Genomic DNA, 20724 nt, shown 5'->3' with positions numbered 1-20724 from the left:
CGCCGCGCGGCCGTGCCCCTCGTCGTGCAGCTCTGCCGCTCGCAGTCTCATTCCGACGTCGTACAAAGCGTTTCCAGCCATAAAAAGGCCTCCCATTTCTTGTGTCCAAGAAATGGGAGGCAGTTCAATGTGTGTTCCGGGCGGGGGCTTTCGTTAGTGTATGGCGTTGTAGGTCTTTAGGCCTCGTCGACGACCTTGAGGCCGCGGGTCTGGTCAATCTCGTTGAGGAGATTGACGCGACGCTCGTGGCGGCCACCCTCAAACTCGGCGTCGAGCCACTCGTCGACGATCATCTTGGCGAGCTCGGATCCCACGACGCGGGCGCCAAAGGCGAGCACGTTGGTGTTGTTGTGCATGCGCGAGAGCTTGGCGCTAAAGGGCTCGGAGCACACGACGGCACGAACGCCCTCGACCTTGTTGGCGGCCAGGCTGATGCCGACGCCGGTGCCGCAGATCAGGATGCCCAGGTCGACGTCGCCGTTGGCCACGGCCTTGCCCACCTTGTAGCCGGCGATGGGGTAATCAAAGCTCTCGGAGGTGTCGGTGCCAAAGTTCACGACCTCGCATCCGCGCTCCTTCAGGTGCTCGGAAATGATGTTCTTGAGCTCGACGGCGGCGTGGTCGTTACCGATACCGATCTTCATAGATGGTTCCTCTCTGGTCTGTGCGGCGCAAATGCTAAAGGTGTTTACCGCGTTCGACTGCATGATAGCGCGACTTTTGTGTATACGCTCGGGCGTTTTTTGATCAAACGCTTTAGCAGGCAACAAGACCCGCTTTTCATGAATGAATGCCGCCAGTTTGTGCTTGAGCGCCGTCCGCCGGAACCATGGTTGCGGTTTTTGATGCATTGTTATCAAATAGAAGAGCTAATTATTTTTGAGAGACCAGCCCGTTATGCAAGCAGGAGATACCTATGCCTACCGATTCCCTTCGTGATGCCGCGTTTTGCGATGTTTTGAACCGCGAGCTTGTCTGTGCGCTCGGCTGCACCGAGCCTATTGCCGTTGCCTATGCAGCGGCGTTGGCGAGCCAGACGCTCGGTTGCGAACCCGATCATATGGACGTTGCCTGCTCGGGCAACATCATCAAGAACGTTAAGAGCGTGACCGTGCCCAACTCGGGCGGTATGCACGGTATTGAAGCTGCAGCCGTGCTGGGTGCCGTGGGCGGTGACGCCAAGAGCGCGCTTGAGGTGCTCGAGAGCGTTAACGATGAAGACCGCGCTCGTGTGGCCGAGCTCCTCGCCGACGCCGGCTACTGCGATGTGTCGCTTGTCGAGGGTGTGCCCAACCTCTACATCAAGGTGGCTGCGACGGCCGGGGGCCATACCGCGGTCGTCGAGATTACCGATCACCACACTAATGTCACGTGCCATACGCTCGATGGTATTCCGGTATGCGGCAAGTCGGCGGGGGAGTGCGCCGCCTGCGCCGAGCGCGTGGTGGCCGAGCGTGCGGCAGATAACGCCGATACGCCCATGTCCGTTGATTCCATCATCGACTTTATCGAGGACGGTGACATTGAGGGCGTCCGCGCTGCCGTTGAGCGTCAGATTGAGCTGAATGGCGCAATCAGTGCCGAGGGCCTTGCGCACGCTTGGGGCGCCGAGGTGGGTCGTACGCTGCTGGGTGCTCGTGCCGATGACGTCGCCTGCCGTGCCCGTGCCCGTGCGGCCGCCGGGTCCGACGCCCGCATGAACGGTTGCGCGCTGCCGGTCGCCATTGTGTGCGGCTCGGGCAATCAAGGCATTACCTGCGCATTGCCCGTCATGGAGTATGCCGAGTACCTGCGTTGCGACCACGAGCGTCTGGTGCGCGCCGTGATGCTGTCCGATCTTATCGCCGTGCATATCAAGAGCTATATTGGTGCGCTTTCGGCGTTTTGCGGTGCTATTTGCGCCGCGTGCGGCGCCGGCGCTGCGATTACCTGGCTGTGCGGTGGCACGCGCGAGCAGATTGGCGCGACGGTCTCGAATACGCTCGGTAACGTGGGCGGCATCGTGTGCGACGGCGCCAAGGCGAGTTGTGCCGCCAAGATTTCGGCTGCCGTCGATGCGGCGATTCTGGGACATGACATGGCCATGCAGGGGCGTGGCTTCCGTGCCGGCGAGGGTTTGATCCAGGATACCGTCGAGCAGACGATTGCCAGCATGGGCTACGTGGGCCGTGTGGGCATGAAAGATACCGACGTCGAGATCCTCAACATCATGATCGGCAAAACCCAAGTGTGCTAGGACAGTTCGTCGGCTACTTGGTGTTCGTAGAAGGCTTCTACTACGGCGTTAAAGTCGCGGGCGAAGCCTTCCATGGTTCCGCGCCAGGTGACTCGGTTGGGCTTGCCCTGGCCTACATAGGCAGTCTGAATGCCGCAGGCGGGTTTAGGGAAGTCGCGTTTGGGATCGTTGCCCACCATAAGGACCTCGTGCGGTTCGAGCCCCATCACCTGAAGCTGCTCTAGATAGTAGGTGGCATCAGGCTTGCAGCGGGTGGCGTTTCCCATGTGCGTGACGAGCTCAAAGGGGGCGTCGGCCAGGTCGCCCCAACCCATGCGGCACTCGATGGCCCCCTGCGGAAAGCTGGGGTTGGTAAAGAGCGCGCAGCGCAGCCCTGCGTCCTGTACGGCCTGAAGCGCGGCGTGTGCGCCCGGCATGGCATGGGCGTTGATGAGTTCGTCATTCTTGTACGGAAGAACTTCGCGGTCGTAGTAGGTAAACGCCTCGTAGATAAGTGGGTCCGAGAGGCAAATGCCGCACCGGCGCTCAACCTCTTCTTGGTAGAACTCAAGATTGGTGCGATTGTCCGTGCCGCTGCGGCGATTGGCGTTGAGGTCGACCAGGATGGTGCCGAGGCGTGCCATCGTGCCACCGCGGCTGCGGCGCCCGATATCCGCGAGCATCGAAGAGACACCCTTAAAATAGCGAAGGATGAACGCGTTGAGGTTGATGCTAAGAAGCGTTTCGTCCATATCGAAAACGACTGCTTTGAGCACGCGGGCACCTTTCTCGAAAAATCGATCTAGAATCGTTGGCTCCGGATACTTTACCCCAAAGCCGAATGCCTGGCTGGTTATCGTCAAGTTGCGAAGACGTGTGTTCATAAGATTACGAAAAAGTCTCCACACGAGTAAAAAATCGCAGTTCACGCTTGAAATCGAACTCATTTCCCCGTAACCTATACGAACGTGATTGCATAAGCGTCACATTAGTATCTGTCGGCTCCCGAGTGTTCCTAAACGTTGTGTGCTTGTCGCACCCTTCTGTAGGTCCTAGCAATCGGGGCCCCGTAGTTCGAAAGGGGTCCACCTTTGAGTGAGATTCAGAACTCGTCCATTTTCTCTCTTGACGATGTCAACGAGGAGGAGATGAACAACCTCATCGACGGTACGATTACCGACTTTGATGAGGGCGATCTCGTTAACGGCACTGTCGTTAAGATCGAGCATGACGAGGTGCTCGTTGACATCGGATTCAAGTCCGAGGGCGTTATCCCGGTCCGCGAGCTGTCCATCCGCAAGGACGCTAACCCTGCAGACATCGTTGCACTCGGTGATCCCATCGAGGCCCTGGTTCTCCAGAAGGAGGACAAGGACGGTCGTCTGGTCCTGTCCAAGAAGCGTGCCGAGTACGAGCGTGCTTGGAACCGCATCGAGGAGAAGTTCAACTCCGGCGAGAACGTCGAGGGCGAGGTTATCGAGGTTGTCAAGGGCGGCCTGATCCTCGACATCGGCCTGCGTGGCTTCCTGCCCGCTTCCCTCGTCGACCTCCGTCGCGTCAAGGACCTCACCTCCTACATGGGCACCCGCATCGAGGCCCGCGTCATCGAGATGGACCGCAACCGCAACAACGTTGTCCTCTCCCGTCGCGTCGTGCTCGAGGAGTCCCGTAAGGCCGAGCGCTCCGAGATCCTGTCCAAGCTCAAGTCTGGCATGCGTCTCCAGGGCACCGTTTCCTCCATCGTCGACTTCGGCGCCTTCGTCGACCTCGGCGGTATCGACGGCCTCATCCACATCTCCGAGCTCTCCTGGAACCACGTCAACCATCCTTCCGAGGTTGTCAAGGTCGGCCAGGAGGTCGAGGTCGAGGTTCTCGACGTCGACCTCAACCGCGAGCGCATCTCCCTGGGTCTCAAGCAGACCACCGAGGATCCGTGGCGCGCACTGGTCAAGAAGTACCCCGTCGGCGCTATCGTCGAGGGCACTGTGACCAAGCTTGTCCCGTTCGGCGCTTTCGTCGATCTGGGCGAGGGCATCGAGGGCCTGGTGCACATCTCCGAGATGGCCAACAAGCACGTCGATCAGCCTTCTCAGGTCACCCATGTGGGCGACAAGGTTCAGGTCAAGGTCATGGAAATCGACCTCGACCGTCGTCGTATCTCCCTGTCCATGAAGTCTGCTGCTGAGACTCTGGGCGTCGAGATCGAGGTTACTCCGCTGCCTTCCGAGAAGAAGGACGAGGAGACCGATGCCGAGTAAATCGGTTTGACGATCACTTGTTTTAAGGGATCCGTCCGCAATGGACGGGTCCCTTTTTGCATTTGCTGCTGAGGTGCGTGATGCTGCCCGTGCGCAATGCTGCCCGGGTTGTCTGTTTGCTATTGGGTTGTCGGTGCATGAAAAATGCCGACATCCCGCCTCGGGGAGGAGGCGGGAACACACTGAGTAGACGGAGGGGTGCGGAGCGCGGTCGCGTCTCGACTGACGACGTTGCCCATCGACAGGACCATTGTAACGCATGGCGGTTCTTGGTTTATCGTGTCGAGCGTTTGCGTTGTGTCGTTGCCTGTGGCGGCGGTGTGCTACACTCTTGCACTGCTGAGTGGGCCAGACGGTCGCGCGATGTACTGCTTGCGGTACGCGTGAGGAAAGTCCGGGCTCCAGAGGGCGGGATGCCGGCTAACGGCCGGGCGGAGTGATCCGACGGAAAGCGCCGCAGAAAAGAAGACTCCCACCTGCGCCGCAAGGCGTAAAGGGAAAAGCTGAAACGGTGGTGTAAGAGACCACCAGCGTCGTGGCAACACGGCGGCTTGGCAAGCCCCATCCGGAGCAAGCGCGAATAGGAACGCTATGGGCCGGCCCGGTCCGCGTTCGGGTAGCGTGCGTGGAGCTGCACGGTAACGTGCAGACAAGATAAATGACCGTTCACGACAGAACCCGGCTTATCGGCCCACTCAGCTTTCTTGTTGACGCTGCGACGGCGTCAGCTGGCCGATTTGTCGCTCATTCGTCGGTCGCCGCCATAAGGCGTGCTCCCTCCTCTTTCGGGCCAAATCGACTCAGCTGACGCCGTCTCGCTGTTTTTGCCTTATCATCGGTGGCTCCGTTCTTTTTGGTGAGGTAGCCGAAGTACTCTTTGCCGTATTATTGAGGCTGTTTGTTGCTTTGCTTGTTGTTGAGGGGCTTTGTTGGACAGCTATTTTACTCTGCAATCGAATAATGAGGCTTCGGGCGAGTTTGTGGACCGCAAGAGCCGGTTTATTGCCCAGCTGGTCCATATTGAGTCCGAGGACGAGGCGAATGCCTTTATCGAGATGGTTCGCAAGCGTCATTATGACGCTCGACACAATGTTCCCGCGTGGATTTTGGTCGATGGACGCGAGCGCCAGAGCGATGATGGTGAACCGAGCCGCACGAGCGGTATGCCGACGCTCGAGGTGCTGCGCGGTGCGGGGCTCAAAAATGTTTGCTGCGTAGTAACGCGCTATTTTGGTGGCACGCTGTTGGGGCCTGGTGGTTTGGTGCGCGCCTATACCGCGGCGACGCAGGCGGCGGTGGCCGCGGCTCAGGAGGCCGGGCAGATCGTCGAGATGACGAGCGTCGTGCCGGTTGATGTGCATGTGGCCTATCCACAGTATGAGCAGGTGCTTCGCTTGGCGCAGGATTCGGGTGCCAAGGTTTCGGATACCGATTACGCGGATGCTGTGACACTTCACTTGGTGTTTAAAGCGGGGGAGCAAGAGCCGTTTTGCGCTAAGATGCGCGAGCTTATGGCGGGGCGCGAGGAGATTGAGGTCAGCGCTCCCGAGTTTGCTGAGTTCTAACGACGACGGCCGGCGTGCATTTGGATGAATCCCAAGCGCGCCGGCTGTCGTTTTATGTCGCTGCCGTTTACTCGGCGAGCTGCTTTAGTACATCGCAGGCGATTTCGACGGCATCGTCGATGCAACCGGGACAGCTGCGGAGCGGACCCTTGTCCGATCCGATGCCCTTGAGCGTGCCGCAGACGGTCGTCGTGTTCTTCTCGCCAAAGCGCTTGGCAATCTCGCGCGACAGTTTGTAGGTCTGGCCCTTGGTCTTGGGGTTTTCCATGCCATCGCTCATTACAAAGCCCATGATGGCCACGGCGCCCGAGATGGCACCGCAAGTTTCGGTCATGCTGCCCATGCCGGCGCCAAAGCCCTCGGTGAGGGTAAAGGCGACCTGGGGGTCGAGCCCGACGGCGGGCGCGAGCGTGCAGGCGACGGCCTGCGCGCAGTTAAAGCCGCGGGCGTGGTATTCGGCAGCCTGAGCCTGGCAGGTGGCAGTGTTGAGCTGAGTGGTATCAATCTGCTTCATCGGTGTCTCCTTGATTGCGGTGTACCCGCCTATGGTACCCTTGCTGGCGCATTCGCTTATCGAGACCGCAGTGCATATCTCATTGTTTTTCGCCATCGAACACTTTCTTAAGATTTGGGACAAATAAACCTGATTAATTTGTCCCATAACCTATCGGCGGGATGGGTTGAGAGGGGTGCGGGGTAGCGGTATTGTGAACCGAATAAAACAAAACCCAAGTAAGGGAGTTGGATATGTGCGAGCAGACTATCGGTACCACGTGCGTTCAGGGCGGCTATCATCCGGGCGATGCGGAGCCGCGCCAGGTGCCCATCTACCAGTCCACCACGTGGAAATACGACACGTCCGAGCACATGGGCAAGCTGTTTGACCTGGAGGAGTCGGGCTACTTCTACAGCCGTCTGCAGAATCCCACGTGCGATCTGGTCGCCGCCAAGATCTGCGAGATGGAGGGCGGCACCGCTGCGATGCTCACGAGTTCGGGCATGGCCGCGAACTTCCTCGCGATCTTTAACGTGGCCGGTGCCGGTGATCACGTGGTCGCGAGCTCTGCTATCTACGGCGGTACGTATAACCTGCTCGCCCACACCATGGGCCGCATGGGCGTGACTTGCACGTTTGTCGCCCCCGACTGCACCGATGAGGAGCTGGAGGCAGCCTTTGAGCCCAATACCAAGCTCGTCTTTGGCGAGACGATTGCCAACCCCGCCCTTGCCGTGCTCGATATTGAGCGCTTTGCCAAGGCCGCGCATGACCACGGCGTGCCGCTGATGGTCGACAACACCTTCCCGACGCCCGTGATGTGCCGTCCCTTTGAGTGGGGCGCCGACATCGTCACGCACTCTACCACCAAGTACATGGATGGGCATGCGGCCTACCTGGGTGGCGTGATCGTCGACCACGGCCAGTTTGACTGGATGGCCCATGCAGACAAGTTCCCGGGTCTCACCACGCCCGACGAGAGCTATCACGGCGTGACCTATGCCGTGAAGTTCGGTCGCGAGGGTGCCTTCATTACCAAGGCAACCGCTCAGCTCATGCGCGACCTCGGCCCCATGCAGAACCCGCAGGCGGCGTTTTTCCTGAATAGCTCGCTCGAGAGCCTGCATGTGCGTATGCCGCGTCATTGTGAGAACGGCCTGGCCGTTGCTAAGTTCCTGCAGAGCCATCCCAAGGTGCGCTTTGTGAGCTATCCGGGCCTGGAGGGCGATAAGTACTATGACCTGGCTCAGAAGTACATGCCCAACGGTACCTGCGGCGTCGTGAGCTTTGGCTTTAACGGTGGTCGCGCGGCGGCCGAGACCTTTATGAAGAGCCTTAAACTCGCCCAGATCGCCACGCATGTGGCCGATGCTCGCACCTGCTGCCTGCATCCCGCTAACGCCACGCACCGTCAGATGAACGATGAGGAGCTCATCGCCTGCGGCATCTCCGCCGACATGGTGCGCCTGTCGTGCGGCCTCGAGGACACGGCCGATCTGATTGCCGACCTTGAGCAGGCGCTCGAGCAGTGCTAGGCTAGCTTCTCGTATGAAGCGACGGAGCCTCTTGGGGCTCCGGTGACATATAGTTCCGATTCCGTAGGCGGGACCCCAATCGCGACTGTTTGTAGGCGATTGGGGCCCCGTTTTTGCGTTGCGCCACTCGAAAGGATGGATATGGAGAAAACCGCAGAGCAGCTGCGCCGCGAGCACATTGCCCTTGAGGGCGAAACCCATGGCAAGAACAAATGGGCGATTCTGTTTACCGTGCTCATCATGACGTTTATGTCGTGTCTGGATTCGACCGTCGTGACCGTGGCGTTGCCCGTGATGCAAAAGGAGCTGGGCGTGGGCCTCGACCGCATCCAGCTGGTGAGCTCGGTGTACCTGCTTGCGACATGCGTGGCTATGCTGCCGTTTGGCCGCTTGGGCGACGTGCGCGGCAAGGTGGGCGTATTCCAGCTGGGCGTCATCGTTTTTACGGCCGGCTCGCTGCTGTGCGGCCTTTCGAGTTCGCTCGAAGTTCTTATTCTGGCACGCATTGTGCAGGGCGTCGGCTGCGCGGCGGCCATGGCTAACAACATGGGTATCATCACCGAGTCGTTTCCGGCGCGCGAACGAGGCCGTGCCATGGGTATTCTCGCGACCTTTGTGGCCCTCGGCATGATGTGTGGCCCCGTGCTCGGCGGCATGCTGGTGGCAAGCTTTCCCTGGGAGAGCATCTTCCTCATCAACCTGCCCATTGGCGTCATCTCGTTTATCGTGGGGCTCTACACGCTGCCGCATGTTAAGCCGGAGGCCGGCAAGCGTCCCATGTCGCTGGCGGAGGCCGCGCGTCGCTGCTTTGCAAATTCGGCCTTCACTATTAACCTTGCTTGCATGCTCATCGTGTTCGTTGGCATTGGCGCATCCGAGTTTATTCTGCCGTTCTATTTCCAGGATGCCCATGGCTTTAGCTCCGATATTTCCGGACTACTCTTTTTGGCGCTGCCGATGGTGAATGCCTTTATCGGCCCGCTTTCGGGTACGGTTTCGGACCGTGTTGGCTGCGAGGGCCCCACGGCGGTCGGCCTGGGCGTGTACGTGTGCGGTCTTTTTGCGGTAAGCACGCTCGACGAGCACTCTTCTATCCCCGTGATCGTGTGCTGCGTCGCGTTTATGTCGTGCGGTACGTCGATTTTCCAGAGCCCCAACAACTCGTTGTATATGGGCTCGGCCCCGCGCGAAGCACTCGGCTTTGCGGGCAGCTTGGGCAGTTTGGCACGCTATGCCGGCATGGCACTCGGCATTACGGCGGCGTCGCATATCCTGTATGGGCAGATGAGTGTGGCGATGGGCGAGGCCGTGACCAGTTTTGTTGCAGGCCGTCCGGATGTGTTCCTGTTTGGTTTTCGTTCGGTGTTCTATGTGTTGATGGCTGTGGCCGCTGTGGGCTTTGCGTTCGCAATGGTGCGTTTGGTGAGGATGCGCGCCCGCCATTAGCGTGTTGGGAGGCTGTCTGCCACGATTCGCGCCGTCTCAAAAAGACTCGTTTGTGGTGCGATGCGGCTTGTGGGGCGGGCGGGGGGTCGGTCCGTGGTAGACTATCGAACAACGTTTATTAATCGCGCGGTATCGTTGCCGCGAGAAGGGGTTGCGCCATGCAGGAGCTTGAGGATCGTATTCGCCATGACGGCATCGTAAAGGCCGGTAACGTCCTTAAGGTTGATGCCTTCCTCAACCACCAGTGCGACGTTGAGCTGTTCGACCACATGGGCGCCGAGTGGGCCCGTCTGTTCAAGGATGTCGAGATCAACAAGATCCTGACGATTGAGGCTTCGGGCATTGGCATGGCTTGCATCGCAGCTCAGCATTTTGGCGGCGTACCGGTGGTCTTTGCTAAGAAGGCACAGTCCATCAACCTCGATGGCGAGCAGTATGCCACGACCATCTACTCCTTTACCAAGCAGAAGGAGTACCCGGTCATCGTTGGCAAGCGCTTCCTGTCCGAGGGCGACAAGGTCCTGATTATCGACGACTTCCTGGCCAACGGCTGCGCACTCGAGGGTCTTATCAAGATCTGCGAGGCTGCGGGTGCCGAGGTTGCCGGCATTGGCATCGCGGTGGAGAAGGGCTTCCAAGGCGGTGGCGATAAGCTCCGCGAGCGCGGCTTCCGCGTTGAGAGCCTGGCCCGTATCGCCGATATGGACTGCGATACCGGCGAGATCACCTTCGCTTAAGCGCGTAACACAAGCGATTGGTATGCGATGTGACAAAGGGACTTTCCCTTTGTCACATTTTTTGTATGAGGGGAGGTGTTGATATGGATGAGAACAAGATGGGATGGCGCGAGTATGCGCGCTATGCCGAGATGTCGGTCGAGAGGTTGGCACGCGACTGCGAGGTGCAGGTGTTTCGCGCGACAGGTCCGGGCGGACAGGGCGTGAACACGACGGACTCGGCGGTGCGTATGAAGCATGGGCCCACGGGGATTGTCGTGACGGCGCGCGAGAGCCGCAGCCAGTTTCAAAATCGCGCGAGCTGCCTGCGTAAGCTGCGCGCAGAGCTTGAGCGTCGCGGGCGTCCACCGCGCCGTCGCGTCAAGACCAAGGTGCCTCAGCGCTCTCGCCAGCGCAGGCTCAACGACAAACACTTCAACGCCATTAAAAAGGCCAACCGTCGCAAACCGGGCAGCGACGAATAGCCTCCTCATAAGTTGCGGTGAAATAGGGACTGTTTTGCGGCTTTTGCTGCATAAACAGTCCCTATTTCACCGCAACTTAGGTGGGGTTAGCGGGTGGGGTGCCAGACCTCGAGGGCGCCGGCGAGGATGTCGACCTCGATGCGTGAGGCGACAACGGGCTCGCCGTCGGCCTGGATGGGGTAGTCGGGCTCCTCAAAGGTAAGCTCGGCATGGCGGCAGCGGCGCATGCGAACCGGCGGCAACTTGGTATGGTGGCCATCTTTGGCCGAAAGGAACATGGGAAGCGCGACCGCGCGCGGAACGGGGCCGCAGGCGTAGCAGACGTCGAATATACCGTCACAGGGGTCGGCGTCGGGACAGATGCGATAGCCCGAGCCATAGGTAGGACCCAGCTGAATCGCCATGATGATCGCCCTCACGCGCTCGGCAGGCGCCCCGTCAAAGCTGACTGTCATGGGGTAGTTGCGATAACGTAGGCCAAACTGCTCAAGTCCCGAGAGGGTGTAGAGCGGCGCGCCCGTCAAGCCGGTCTTTTTGCGCAGCTCGGTGGTGCCAAGGCCGATGGCGGCATCGATGCCGACCGAAAGCGTCTGGTCGTAGTACTCAACGGTAGCCTCGCCGCTGCCGCTCGCAGGGCTCCACGTGCGAATTCGCCCGATGTCCTGACGCTGCAGCTCACAGTTGAGCAGCGCGCCAAAATCCTTACCGGAGAAATCGTCGATGCCGAGCGTTTGGGCAAAATCGTTGCCAGAGCCCACGGGTAGGATGGCAAGAGCGGGGCGGGCGTCCTCCTCTTGCGTCATAAGCCCGTTGACGACCTCGTGAATCACGCCGTCACCGCCAAGGGCGATAACGGTGCGATAGCCCTGAGCCTGTGCGGCCAGCTCCTTGGCGTGTCCCATACGCTCGGTCAGCACCAGGTCAAACTGGGATGCTCGCGCGGTCATATCCAAAAAGCGTTGCAGGCGCTCGGCAACTTCGTGCGCCGCACCCGATTGGGCTGCTGGGTTGGCGATGATGAGCGTGCGGCCAAAATCAGTTGCGTGCATGGGGCGACTCCCGGCGTATGACGTGACGGTGCGGTCGCGCTCAGGTCTAATTGCCCCCGATTGTGGCTGCACGTCGAATACTTACGTCTACTCTATCAGGTCGTTGTGGCGCTCGATAGCATCCGCTACCGTACCGCCCTCATCCACAATAAGCGAACGGCGCTTGGGCGAGATGATGCGCTGGGCGGGGTATACGCCGCGGTGTCCGGCGGTTAGGTAGCTGATAAAGGCCACGATGACAAAGAACCCGGCTGCCGTGCCGTGGAACAGGTCGATGGCCATCATGCAGGTGGTGATGGGCACGTTGAGGCCGGCGCAGAACACGCCGAGCATGCCGAGAGCCGCCAGAAAACTGGGGTCGAGCCCGGTGAGGCAACCGATCCAGCCGCCGAGCGCCGCACCGATACCAAACAGGGGCGTGACCTCGCCGCCTTGGAAGCCGGCTCCAAGGGTGAGCGCTGTGACGACCAACTTGATGGCTGCGTCCGCCAGGGTGGTGTTGCCGGCAAAACCGGCGCCGGAAAGCCACGTGGAAAGGCCGGCGTAGTCCCAGGCGTCGAGGAGGGCATAGGCGGCCAAAACCACGAGTGCGCCTATGAGTGCGCGAATGAGGTAATTGGTGATAAAGCGACCGTACAGGCTCTTGACGGTTCGAACCGACCAGGCAAAGAGGCGTGCCGTCAGACCGAAGATAATGGCGCTGATAACAACGATGACAACCGTTTTGGGCGTCATAGCGGGAACGCTGGCGATGACATTCGCCTCGTACTCGGTACCCAGGGCGAGTGATGTAAAGTAGCCGGTAAACGAGGCGACCAGGCAGTAGATGCCCGCGGTGTAGTCGATCTTGCCGATAAAGCACATCTCCATGCCAAAGAAAGCTCCGGCAAGGGGCGAACCGAATACGGCGCCAAAGGCCGACGAGATGCCGGCGAGCATGAGGTCGTGATGGTCATGCTTTTTGAGGTGGGCGAGGCTCGAGATGTTGCTGGCGATGGTGCCGCCGATCTGCACCGCGGCTCCCTCGCGACCGGCCGATCCGCCCGTTAGGTGCGTGAGCGTGGAGCACACAAACGTGAGGACGGCCATGCGCATATGGATGAGGCGCGTGCCCAGAGCGGAGTCGATGACCAGGTTGTTGCCGCGCTTGGCGGCAAGACCGTGGTTTTTGTACACCCATGCGGTGGCCATGCCCACAACGGGAAGCAGCGCGTAAATCCACGCATGGTGCTCACGATAGTCGGTCGCGATATTCAGCGAGGCCAAAAACGCCCAAGCGGCAACGCCCATGGCGAGCGAGACGATGACGACGAGTGCGAGCAACTTGGCGCTCGCGAGTAGGTTGCGGGCGTTGCGGCGCGTGTCGGCAGCCAAGAGATGCTCAGAGCGGGTGAGCTGATGCCTGCCTGCCGTGATGACGTCGTTCAGGGAGAAAAAGCCGCCATCGTCGAGCGGCTGGGAATGATCCTGCGTTTCGTTTGCGCTTTCGGTTTTGTCGTTATGAGCCATACGTTCCTCTTTTAGGTTGCAACGCAAGCATTATAAAACGCGGTAAACGCGACGAGCCGGTGGGTTGGTTTCCATTCTGTTTCGCGGCCTGCAACCGACAGGTGTATTTGCGGGTACAGGCCGAGTCGCGGTCGTGCGTCGGGGGATTATACTGAGACAAGCATAAAGAATCGGCGCCCCTGTTGTGCGCCGTGGCATTAAGAGGTGCATATGGCAGAGAAACTCATTCCGCTGGAGGACGCGCAGTCGATTGTTCTGTCGCACGTTGCTCCGACCGATCTCGTCGAGATTCCCGTGTGGCAGGCCACCGGTCTTCCCTTGGCCGAGGATGCGGTGGCCGATATCGACATCTCGCCGTTTGCCAACAGCGCTATGGACGGATATGCCGTGCGCTCGGCGGACTTGGCGCGGGCATCTGGCGAGGCGCCGGTGATGCTCGACGTTATCGGACACGAGGCCGCGGGCCATGTGTTTGAGGGCGCAATCGGCGCGGGCGAGACAGTCCGCATCATGACGGGCGCGCCGGTACCCGAAGGTGCCGATGCCGTGGTGAAGTACGAGATCGTTGATGTGCTCGACGGTGACGGCAACGAGGGCTCGCGTGTGAGGTTCTCGGCGCCGGCCAAGGTGGGGGAGAATGTTCGCTCTGCCGCCGAGGAGGCCCATGCCGGCGATGTTGTGATGCACGCCGGCGAGGTTGTGGCTCCGGCGGGCGCGGGTCTGGTGGCAAGCGCCGGATACGCGAGCGTGAAGGTGCACGCTGCCCCACGTGTGGGCATCATCTCGCTGGGCACGGAGCTGGTTGCGCCGGGTGAGCTGCCGACGCACGGGCAGATTCGCGATTCCAACTCGTCGGCGTTGATGGCCGAAGCACTCGATGCCGGCGCCGAGCCCGTGTTCTACGGCATTGCGCCCGATGATGAGCAAGCGATCGCCGAGCTCGTGCATCGTGCCGTGCAGGAGTGCGACTTTGTCATTACGAGCGGTGGCGCCTCGGCGGGCGATTACGATTTCGTGACGGCGCTCGTCCGGCGCGAGGGCGAGGTACTGTTCGATCGCATCTCGATGCGTCCGGGTAAGGCCATCACGTTTGGCTTGCTCGGGGGTAAGCCCTACCTGGGGCTTTCGGGCAATCCGGCCGCGGCGTATGTGGGCTTTGAGATGCTTGCCCGTCCGGCGATTCGCAAGATGCGCGGTTTTGCCGAGGTTGCGCGTCCCGTGCAGCAGGCGACGCTCACACACGGCGTGAAAAAGCGACAGCATCGCCGCTTCTTCGATCGCGCCACGGTTTTGCGCGACTTCGAGACCGGTGAGCTGTTGGTGACCGAGGCCAAGACACAGAATTCGGCGCTGCTCGGCACGATGCAGCGGGCCAACTGTCTACTGCGTATTGACGAAGGACCGTGCGAGTTCAAGGCGGGCGATGCCGTGGACGTTGTTCGCGTCGACCTGCCCGAGGGCGCCGTGTTGTAGGAGGAATGCTATGGAGCTGAAGATTTCGATTGTGACGTGCTCGGATACGCGCGATCTTGCCCAGGACGAGGCTGGAGCCGCACTCGAGGAACTTATCGAGGCACAGGGCTGGACGGTCGCCTCACATGTGGTCGTGCGCGACGACGTCAGCGAGATCGGTGATGCCATTGTGGAAGCCGCCGATGAGTGCCACGCCAATGTCGTGCTCACCTGCGGCGGCACGGGGCTTTCGATGCGCGATGTAACGCCCGAGGCGACGCGTTCCGTCTGCGACCGCGATGTGCCGGGTATTGCAGAGGCAATCCGCGCGTATTCGATGACCAAGACGCGCCGCGCCATGCTCTCGCGTGCTATTTGCATGCAACGAGGTCATACACTTGTCGTAAACTATCCCGGTTCTACGAAGGCCGCCCGCGAAAGCTGGGAGGCCATAGCGGACCAGCTGGAGCATGCGGCTCAGATGACAGCGGGCGGCGGACATACCAACTAAGCGGTTTACCTGCGGCGGGGCGACCTTATCGGTCGCTCCGCTTTTGTTTTCCGCCGAAGCGACACCGAGGTGCACGGTAACTTGAAACTATATTCTCTGGAGAGAATAATTTCTCATAATCATTATTCGCGCAGAAGTATAAGCTGATTGCAGATTAAAGCCCGCGGTGGGGTACCCGGGCACAAGATCCGAAAGGGTTGAATATGTTCGATTTGGTTTCTCGCCGCGGATTCGTCTCACTTTCTGCTGTCGCCGCTGCCGGCCTTGGTCTTGCCGGTTGCTCGGGCAGCAAGACGTCCGAGCCGGCCGGATCCGATGCCGGTTCTGCTAAGGCATCTTCCAAGAAAGCTGTCGAGCTGCAGGTCTTTGCCGCCAACTCGCTCGAGAAGGCCCTGCCCGAGGTTCAGGAGCTCTACACCGGGCAGACCGGCACCACCTTTGCCGACACGCAGTTTAAGGCCTCCGGCGACCTCGTTGAGCAGATGCGTGCCGGTGCCGCCGTCGACGTGCTCATCACGGCCTCCAAGGGCACCATGGACGACGCCGAAGCCGCCGAGCTCGTCGATGCCGACACGCGTGAGGACATGTTCGTCAACGACCTCGTGATCATTCGCGCCGAGGGCTCCGATACTAAGGTCGAGGCCATCGCCGACGTCGCGAATCTGGACGGTAAGATTGCCATTGGCGACGCCAAGACCGTCCCCGCCGGCAAGTACGCCAACCAGGCCCTGGCCTCCGTGGGCCTCTACACCGGTACCGAGGGCGACGACGGCGAGTATGCTCCCGAGATCGCCGACAAGGTGGCCCTGGCCGACAAGGTCGGCACTGCTGCGTCTTACGTCTCTACGGGCGACTGCGTGGCTGGTTTTGTCTACAGCTCCGACATCTTCCGCTACGACGGCATCGAGGAAGCCTTTGTGTGCCCCGAGGACTCGCACAAGCCCATCGTGTACCCGGGTGCCGTTGCCGAGAGCTCCGAGCACGCCGACAAGGCCAAGGCGTTCATCGACTTCTGCCTGACCAACAAGAAGGCCCAGAAGATTTGGGCCAAGTACGGCTTTGAGCTTTCCGCGTAGTGCGGCTTGGCGCGATAATTCCATCGTTTTGTTTTTCACTTCGTCCTTGTATTCGCTTGGAGCTTTTCGTGCTTAATAGATTCCGCATGCTTGTCGCCTGTGCTTTGACCTTCGCGCTTTGCTGGGTGCCGGGATTTGCGTTTGCCGGGGACGCTGAGCACGGGGCCCAGGTTGCTGCGACCGCTCATGGGCTTTCCTATGGGATCGAAGGTTTTGAGCGGTTGGCCAAGGGGACCGCTCGTGCCATGGAGGGCCAGCCTGAGGGCTACCGGTTTCCCGTTGACGAGGACGTGGACCTTGTAGTGGCGCCTGCCGCCGATCGCGTTGTGGTGTGGATATCGCCCAAGGCGGTCGAGAAGTATGGGTTGGATCCGCAGGACAACGAGTGCGTATCGGGTCTCAAGGCCCTCGTCTGTGAGCTCGACAGCGCAAACTGCATGGGAGGTGCGCAGCTGGGGGACGTGGATCTTCCTTGGTATGTCACGGCGGAAACAACGTTTGATGCCGGCGGGTATACCTATAGCTTTGACGAGCGCGGTGCGGATGGGGACCGCTATGTGGTGATTGCATCAGCCTCGGGTGATGCCAAGGGCGGCGCGCGTTGGCTTGATAGCGCTCAAATGGTAGAGGCATCGTCTGTCGTGTTGCGGGATGAGCAGGGCCCCTTGACCTCCTTGGCCTCCTTTTTGGGCGACATCGACTATCGTCCGTTTTGGGTGTCTATCAAAACGAGCGGCCTCGCCCTGCTGATCTCCTTTGCGCTGGGCCTGTTTGCCGCATGGAAGACCATGGGTACTACGAGCCGTATCAAGGGCCTGCTCGACTCGGTCTTTACCATCCCTATGGTGCTGCCGCCCACGGTTTGCGGCTTTCTGCTCCTCATGCTGTTTGGTCGATCGACCGGGGTCGGTCGGTGGCTTATCGCGCATGGCATCTCGATCGTCTTTACGTGGCCCGCGGCGGTGATATCCGCCGTGGTGGTGTCGTTTCCCCTGGTCTACCGCACGGCGCTCGGAGCCTTCGAGAGCCTCGACACGCAGATGCTCGACGCCGCGCGAACCTTGGGATGGTCCGAACGTCGCATCTTTGCCAAGCTCATGATGCCGCTTGGCTGGCCCTCGATTGCCGCCGGCACGGTGCTCGCCTTCGCGCGTGCCATGGGCGAGTTTGGCTGCACCCTGTTCTTTGCGGGCAACTACGCCGGCATTACCCAGACCATCCCCATCGCCATCTACTTTGAGTGGATGGGCGGCAACACGTCGGTGGCGCTCTTTTGGGTCATCGTCGTAATCGTGTTCAGTTTCCTGGTCATCCTGTTCATCAATATGTACACCGCTCATTCGCAAAAGTATCGCGAGCGGGGCCTTTCCCGTGCGGAGCGCAAGCGGATCAAAGATCTTGCCGGACAGGGCGATTCGCTCGACCCGGCGGGCGGCGATGCCTTGCGTATCGATCGCGAGGCGCTGGCCGAGCTCATGCGCGATGATGCCGCTTTGCAGGGAGGTCGATAGGCCATGTCGCTCGTTCTGGATATCAAAAAGCGCTATCCCGGGTTTATGCTCGACATGCAGCTTGAGGCCGGCGAGGATCGTGTGGCGCTGCTCGGTGCCTCGGGTTGCGGCAAGAGCTGTACGCTGCGCTGCATCGCCGGCGTGGAGACGCCCGACGAGGGCAAGATCGTCGTCAACGGCGTGACCTTTTTTGACTCGGCGACGGGCATCAACCTGTCGCCCCAGGAGCGAAAATGCGCCCTGCTGTTCCAAAACTATCAGCTGTTTCCCAACATGACGGTGGCCGATAACGTATGCGCCGGTGTAAAGGATGCGGGCGACGCCGCCGCGCGCAAAAAGCTCGCCGAGCGCTATCTGGGCATTTTCGGTCTGTCCGATTTTGCCGACCGCTATCCCGCGCGACTCTCGGGCGGTCAGCAACAACGTGTGGCGCTTGCCCGCATGGTGGCGGCGCATCCGGGCATTTTTATGTTCGACGAGCCCATGAGCGCACTCGATTCCTATCTTAAGAGCGCCCTCGAACAGAACATGCTCGACCTGTTCGATGTATGCAACCGCACCGTGCTCTACGTGAGCCACGACATCGACGAAGCGTGCCGCCTGTGCGGGCGCATCTGCGTGATGCACGACGGGCATGTTGAGGAGATCGGCTCCGTCGAGGACGTGGTCCGCCGTCCGCAGACGCTGGCGGCACTGCGCCTGACGGGCTGCAAGAACACAAGCCGGGCGCGCAAGATCGGCGACGAAGAAGTTGAGGCCCTCGACTGGGGCATGACCTTTAATGTGGGTCGCGAGGTTCCCGATAATGCAGCGTACCTGGGCATTCGCGCAAGCTACTTCCATGTTGACAATCGCGCGGAGCGGGGACGCAACAGCTATGATTTGCACGTGGCCCGCGTGAGCGATTCGCGTTTTGAGCGCCTGGTGCTGCTGGACGTGCCGCGCGCTGATGCGCCCACGCGTCTGCAGTGGAAGGTCAACAAGGTGGGCGTGCCTGTCGACGAGCTGCCGCAAGCAGGCGAGACGCTGCGCATGCACTTCGATGCGAGTAGAATCCACTTGGTTTGTCGATAACGCCGGGTAATGCCGTCGGGGATATAAGCCTCGGCGGCTTTGTCTTGCCGCGCGCCGAATGAGGGATGGCAAACTCTTATCAATTAAGATAATTATTTATTAAACGACGGCACACGAGGCTGTCGTACGAATGTCAACGGTGTTCGCATGGTCGACGACCGTTGATATAGTTGACCTTAACTTGTAAAGGAGGGTGCGCACATGCCGCAGATGACATACATTCGCCGCGTTGCCGCGCGTGCCCTATATATGGCTCGGAGCCGCATATGAGCAGGTATGTTCACGGCTCCGGGAGAGACGACGCACAACTAAATAATCAGCTGCAAAGCAGGTTCCCCAAAATTCCGGGTTTAGGCGCGGTCGGGTTTTCGCCACCCACCGTGCAGCAATACCGTAGCTATTCATTTTTGATTCGAGAGGGGAACCGTCATGGCTGAAGAATTTGATTTCCATCCGATGTGGGAGAGCCTCGGCATGAATCTTGCCGACCACGACATGCTGCTGGGCGCCGTGGGCCAGATGTACGGCGATATGTTCCTGACGCAGAACAATCGCCCCAAGTCCACGTCCTACCTGGATTTTGTCGCCACCAACATCCACAGCGGCCGTATTAAGGAGATGCTCGACAAGAAGGAGGCCGGCGAGGCCACCAAGATCGTCGGTTCGTTCTGTGTGTACGTGCCCGAGGAGATCGTACTTGCCTGTGACGGCATTCCAGTTGGTCTGTGCTCGGGTGCCGACTGGGCGACCGACAAGGTCGAGGAGCATCTGCCGCGCAACACCTGCCCGCTCATCAAGAGCTTTGCCGGCTTTAAGCTGGGCGAGGTCTGCCCCTACATTGAGTCGAGTGACTTGGTGGTAGGCGAGAACACCTGCGATGGCAAGAAGAAGGCCTACGAGTTCTTTGCCACGCAAAAGAACATGTACGTCATGGATATTCCCAACGTGCACGACGAGTCGACGCTCGTGACCTGGAAGGCCGAGGTTAAAAAGCTTGCCGCCAAGATCGAGGAAGAGTGCGGCGTCACGATTACGCCTGAGCGCCTGAAGGCTGCCATCCACGCCGTCAACGAGAAGCGTCGCGCCCTGCAGCGTCTGGCTGCGACCCGCGCTGCCGATCCGGCGCCCATCAGCGGTCTCGACAGCCTGCTGACCGTTCAGGCCGCCTTTATGGATGACACGCCGCGTCTGACCGGCGCCATCAACGAAATGGCGGCTGAGTGCGAGCAGCGCGTTGAGGCCGGCGAGGGTGTGGCGCCCAAGGGCACCAAGCGCATCCTGTACACCGGTACGCCCATGGCCGTGCCCAACTGGAAGCTGTTCAACCTCATCGAGAAGGCCGGCGGCGTCGTGGTGGGCGAGGAGTCCTGCACGGGCTCGCGCTACTACAAGGACCTGGTCGACGAGTCCGGTGAGACGGTTGACGAGATGCTCGACGCCATCGCCGAGCGCTACTTTAAGATCAACTGCGCCGTCTTTACGCCCAACGACCAGCGTATGAAGGACATTGTCCAGATGGCCAAGGACCTGCATGCCGACGGCATCGTCGACGTGGCCTTGCAGTTCTGCACGCTCTACGAGATGGAGTCGTTTGCCGTGGAGAAGGCCGCCGAAGAGGCCGGCATCCCGTTTATGCACATCACGACCGACTACGCCGGCGAGGATGCAGGCCAACTGCAAACCAGGATTGAGGCTTTCTTGGAAACCATTTAGGGCTATCCGGTCCAGCGGCTTCCCCAAGCACCCGATCTTGCCGTTCAAACCATCGCTTGCATACCAAAGTACGCGGCGCTCCTCTTTCACGGCAACCTCGGGCACCTGGGAAA

Annotated in this window: 17 protein-coding genes, 1 other RNA gene and 1 pseudogene; 14 read left to right on the top strand and 5 right to left on the bottom strand. The window is 60.3% G+C overall.

Features of this window, described 5'->3' with window-relative positions; translation table 11 throughout:
• Nucleotides 1-176: 176 nt before the first annotated feature.
• Complete coding sequence (gene rpiB, locus AAAX31_RS04290) at nucleotides 177-644, bottom strand: ribose 5-phosphate isomerase B (protein WP_055251633.1); 468 nt, start codon at nucleotides 642-644, stop codon at nucleotides 177-179.
• A 272-nt stretch (nucleotides 645-916) separates the two neighbouring features.
• On the opposite strand from rpiB, the gene AAAX31_RS04285 reads away from it, so the two are divergent.
• The gene (locus AAAX31_RS04285) at nucleotides 917-2236 is read left to right on the top strand and encodes an L-serine ammonia-lyase, iron-sulfur-dependent, subunit alpha (protein WP_349076287.1); all 1320 of its coding nucleotides are present in this window, start codon (nucleotides 917-919) and stop codon (nucleotides 2234-2236) included.
• Here the strand turns inward: AAAX31_RS04285 and AAAX31_RS04280 are convergent.
• A complete protein-coding gene (locus tag AAAX31_RS04280; protein WP_349076285.1) occupies nucleotides 2233-2991 on the bottom strand; it encodes an HAD family hydrolase in 759 nt (252 codons plus the stop codon). The two genes, AAAX31_RS04285 and AAAX31_RS04280, sit on opposite strands and share 4 nt — an antisense overlap.
• Nucleotides 2992-3306: 315 nt before the next feature.
• Here AAAX31_RS04280 and rpsA point away from each other — a divergent pair, with 315 nt between their 5' ends.
• The 3 genes from rpsA (at nucleotide 3307) to AAAX31_RS04265 (ending at nucleotide 6038) form a co-directional block, all read left to right on the top strand.
• Complete coding sequence (gene rpsA, locus AAAX31_RS04275; RefSeq protein ID WP_022095232.1) at nucleotides 3307-4473, top strand: 30S ribosomal protein S1; 1167 nt, start codon at nucleotides 3307-3309, stop codon at nucleotides 4471-4473.
• 340 nt (nucleotides 4474-4813) lie between these two features.
• Nucleotides 4814-5175, top strand: an RNA gene (gene rnpB / locus AAAX31_RS04270) — RNase P RNA component class A.
• Between the two features lie 224 nt (nucleotides 5176-5399).
• Nucleotides 5400-6038 (top strand): YigZ family protein, encoded by a 639-nt coding sequence (locus AAAX31_RS04265; RefSeq protein ID WP_271807042.1) that lies wholly within the window; start codon nucleotides 5400-5402, stop codon nucleotides 6036-6038.
• 67 nt (nucleotides 6039-6105) lie between these two features.
• Here AAAX31_RS04265 and AAAX31_RS04260 read toward each other — a convergent pair whose 3' ends face one another.
• A complete protein-coding gene (locus AAAX31_RS04260) occupies nucleotides 6106-6552 on the bottom strand; it encodes a C-GCAxxG-C-C family protein (RefSeq protein ID WP_349076283.1) in 447 nt (148 codons plus the stop codon).
• A 233-nt stretch (nucleotides 6553-6785) separates the two neighbouring features.
• Here AAAX31_RS04260 and AAAX31_RS04255 point away from each other — a divergent pair, with 233 nt between their 5' ends.
• The 4 genes and pseudogenes from AAAX31_RS04255 to AAAX31_RS04240 form a co-directional block, all read left to right on the top strand.
• On the top strand, nucleotides 6786-8069 hold the full coding sequence (locus AAAX31_RS04255) for an O-acetylhomoserine aminocarboxypropyltransferase/cysteine synthase family protein (RefSeq protein WP_349076282.1): 1284 nt from the start codon (nucleotides 6786-6788) through the stop codon (nucleotides 8067-8069).
• 141 nt (nucleotides 8070-8210) lie between these two features.
• Nucleotides 8211-9515, top strand: coding sequence for an MFS transporter (locus AAAX31_RS04250; protein ID WP_349076280.1), 1305 nt, complete (start codon nucleotides 8211-8213; stop codon nucleotides 9513-9515).
• A gap of 158 nt (nucleotides 9516-9673) precedes the next feature.
• Nucleotides 9674-10252: a xanthine phosphoribosyltransferase gene (locus AAAX31_RS04245; protein WP_117790618.1), complete on the top strand. Its 579-nt coding sequence runs from the start codon at nucleotides 9674-9676 to the stop codon at nucleotides 10250-10252.
• A 152-nt stretch (nucleotides 10253-10404) separates the two neighbouring features.
• A pseudogene (locus AAAX31_RS04240) lies at nucleotides 10405-10716 on the top strand (peptide chain release factor-like protein); the annotation flags it as partial.
• An 86-nt stretch (nucleotides 10717-10802) separates the two neighbouring features.
• Here AAAX31_RS04240 and AAAX31_RS04235 read toward each other — a convergent pair.
• Nucleotides 10803-11765: a diacylglycerol kinase family protein gene (locus tag AAAX31_RS04235; RefSeq protein ID WP_349076278.1), complete on the bottom strand. Its 963-nt coding sequence runs from the start codon at nucleotides 11763-11765 to the stop codon at nucleotides 10803-10805.
• Nucleotides 11766-11852: 87 nt separating this feature from the next.
• Nucleotides 11853-13274 carry a chloride channel protein gene (locus tag AAAX31_RS04230; RefSeq protein ID WP_349076277.1) on the bottom strand — a complete coding sequence of 474 codons (1422 nt, stop codon included), beginning with the start codon at nucleotides 13272-13274 and terminating at the stop codon, nucleotides 11853-11855.
• Nucleotides 13275-13484: 210 nt separating this feature from the next.
• On the opposite strand from AAAX31_RS04230, the gene glp reads away from it, so the two are divergent.
• The 6 genes from glp to AAAX31_RS04200 all read left to right on the top strand — a co-directional run bounded on the left by glp (nucleotide 13485) and on the right by AAAX31_RS04200 (nucleotide 20611).
• Nucleotides 13485-14747 carry a gephyrin-like molybdotransferase Glp gene (glp, locus tag AAAX31_RS04225; RefSeq protein WP_349076275.1) on the top strand — a complete coding sequence of 421 codons (1263 nt, stop codon included), beginning with the start codon at nucleotides 13485-13487 and terminating at the stop codon, nucleotides 14745-14747.
• Nucleotides 14748-14757: 10 nt separating this feature from the next.
• On the top strand, nucleotides 14758-15237 hold the full coding sequence (locus tag AAAX31_RS04220) for a MogA/MoaB family molybdenum cofactor biosynthesis protein (RefSeq protein WP_349076274.1): 480 nt from the start codon (nucleotides 14758-14760) through the stop codon (nucleotides 15235-15237).
• Between the two features lie 203 nt (nucleotides 15238-15440).
• Nucleotides 15441-16313, top strand: coding sequence for a molybdate ABC transporter substrate-binding protein (gene modA / locus AAAX31_RS04215; protein WP_349076273.1), 873 nt, complete (start codon nucleotides 15441-15443; stop codon nucleotides 16311-16313).
• A gap of 68 nt (nucleotides 16314-16381) precedes the next feature.
• Nucleotides 16382-17824: a molybdate ABC transporter permease subunit gene (gene modB, locus AAAX31_RS04210; protein ID WP_349076272.1), complete on the top strand. Its 1443-nt coding sequence runs from the start codon at nucleotides 16382-16384 to the stop codon at nucleotides 17822-17824.
• Nucleotides 17825-17827: 3 nt separating this feature from the next.
• Complete coding sequence (locus AAAX31_RS04205; RefSeq protein WP_195919185.1) at nucleotides 17828-18898, top strand: ATP-binding cassette domain-containing protein; 1071 nt, start codon at nucleotides 17828-17830, stop codon at nucleotides 18896-18898.
• Nucleotides 18899-19327: 429 nt separating this feature from the next.
• Nucleotides 19328-20611 carry a double-cubane-cluster-containing anaerobic reductase gene (locus tag AAAX31_RS04200; RefSeq protein WP_195544610.1) on the top strand — a complete coding sequence of 428 codons (1284 nt, stop codon included), beginning with the start codon at nucleotides 19328-19330 and terminating at the stop codon, nucleotides 20609-20611.
• Nucleotides 20612-20724: the final 113 nt, after the last annotated feature.

Origin of the sequence: Collinsella sp. CLA-ER-H5 (assembly GCF_040092375.1) — a bacterium.
In the GTDB taxonomy this organism is placed as follows: Bacteria; Actinomycetota; Coriobacteriia; order Coriobacteriales; family Coriobacteriaceae; genus Collinsella.
This window is presented reverse-complemented; position numbering and strand designations above follow the sequence as displayed.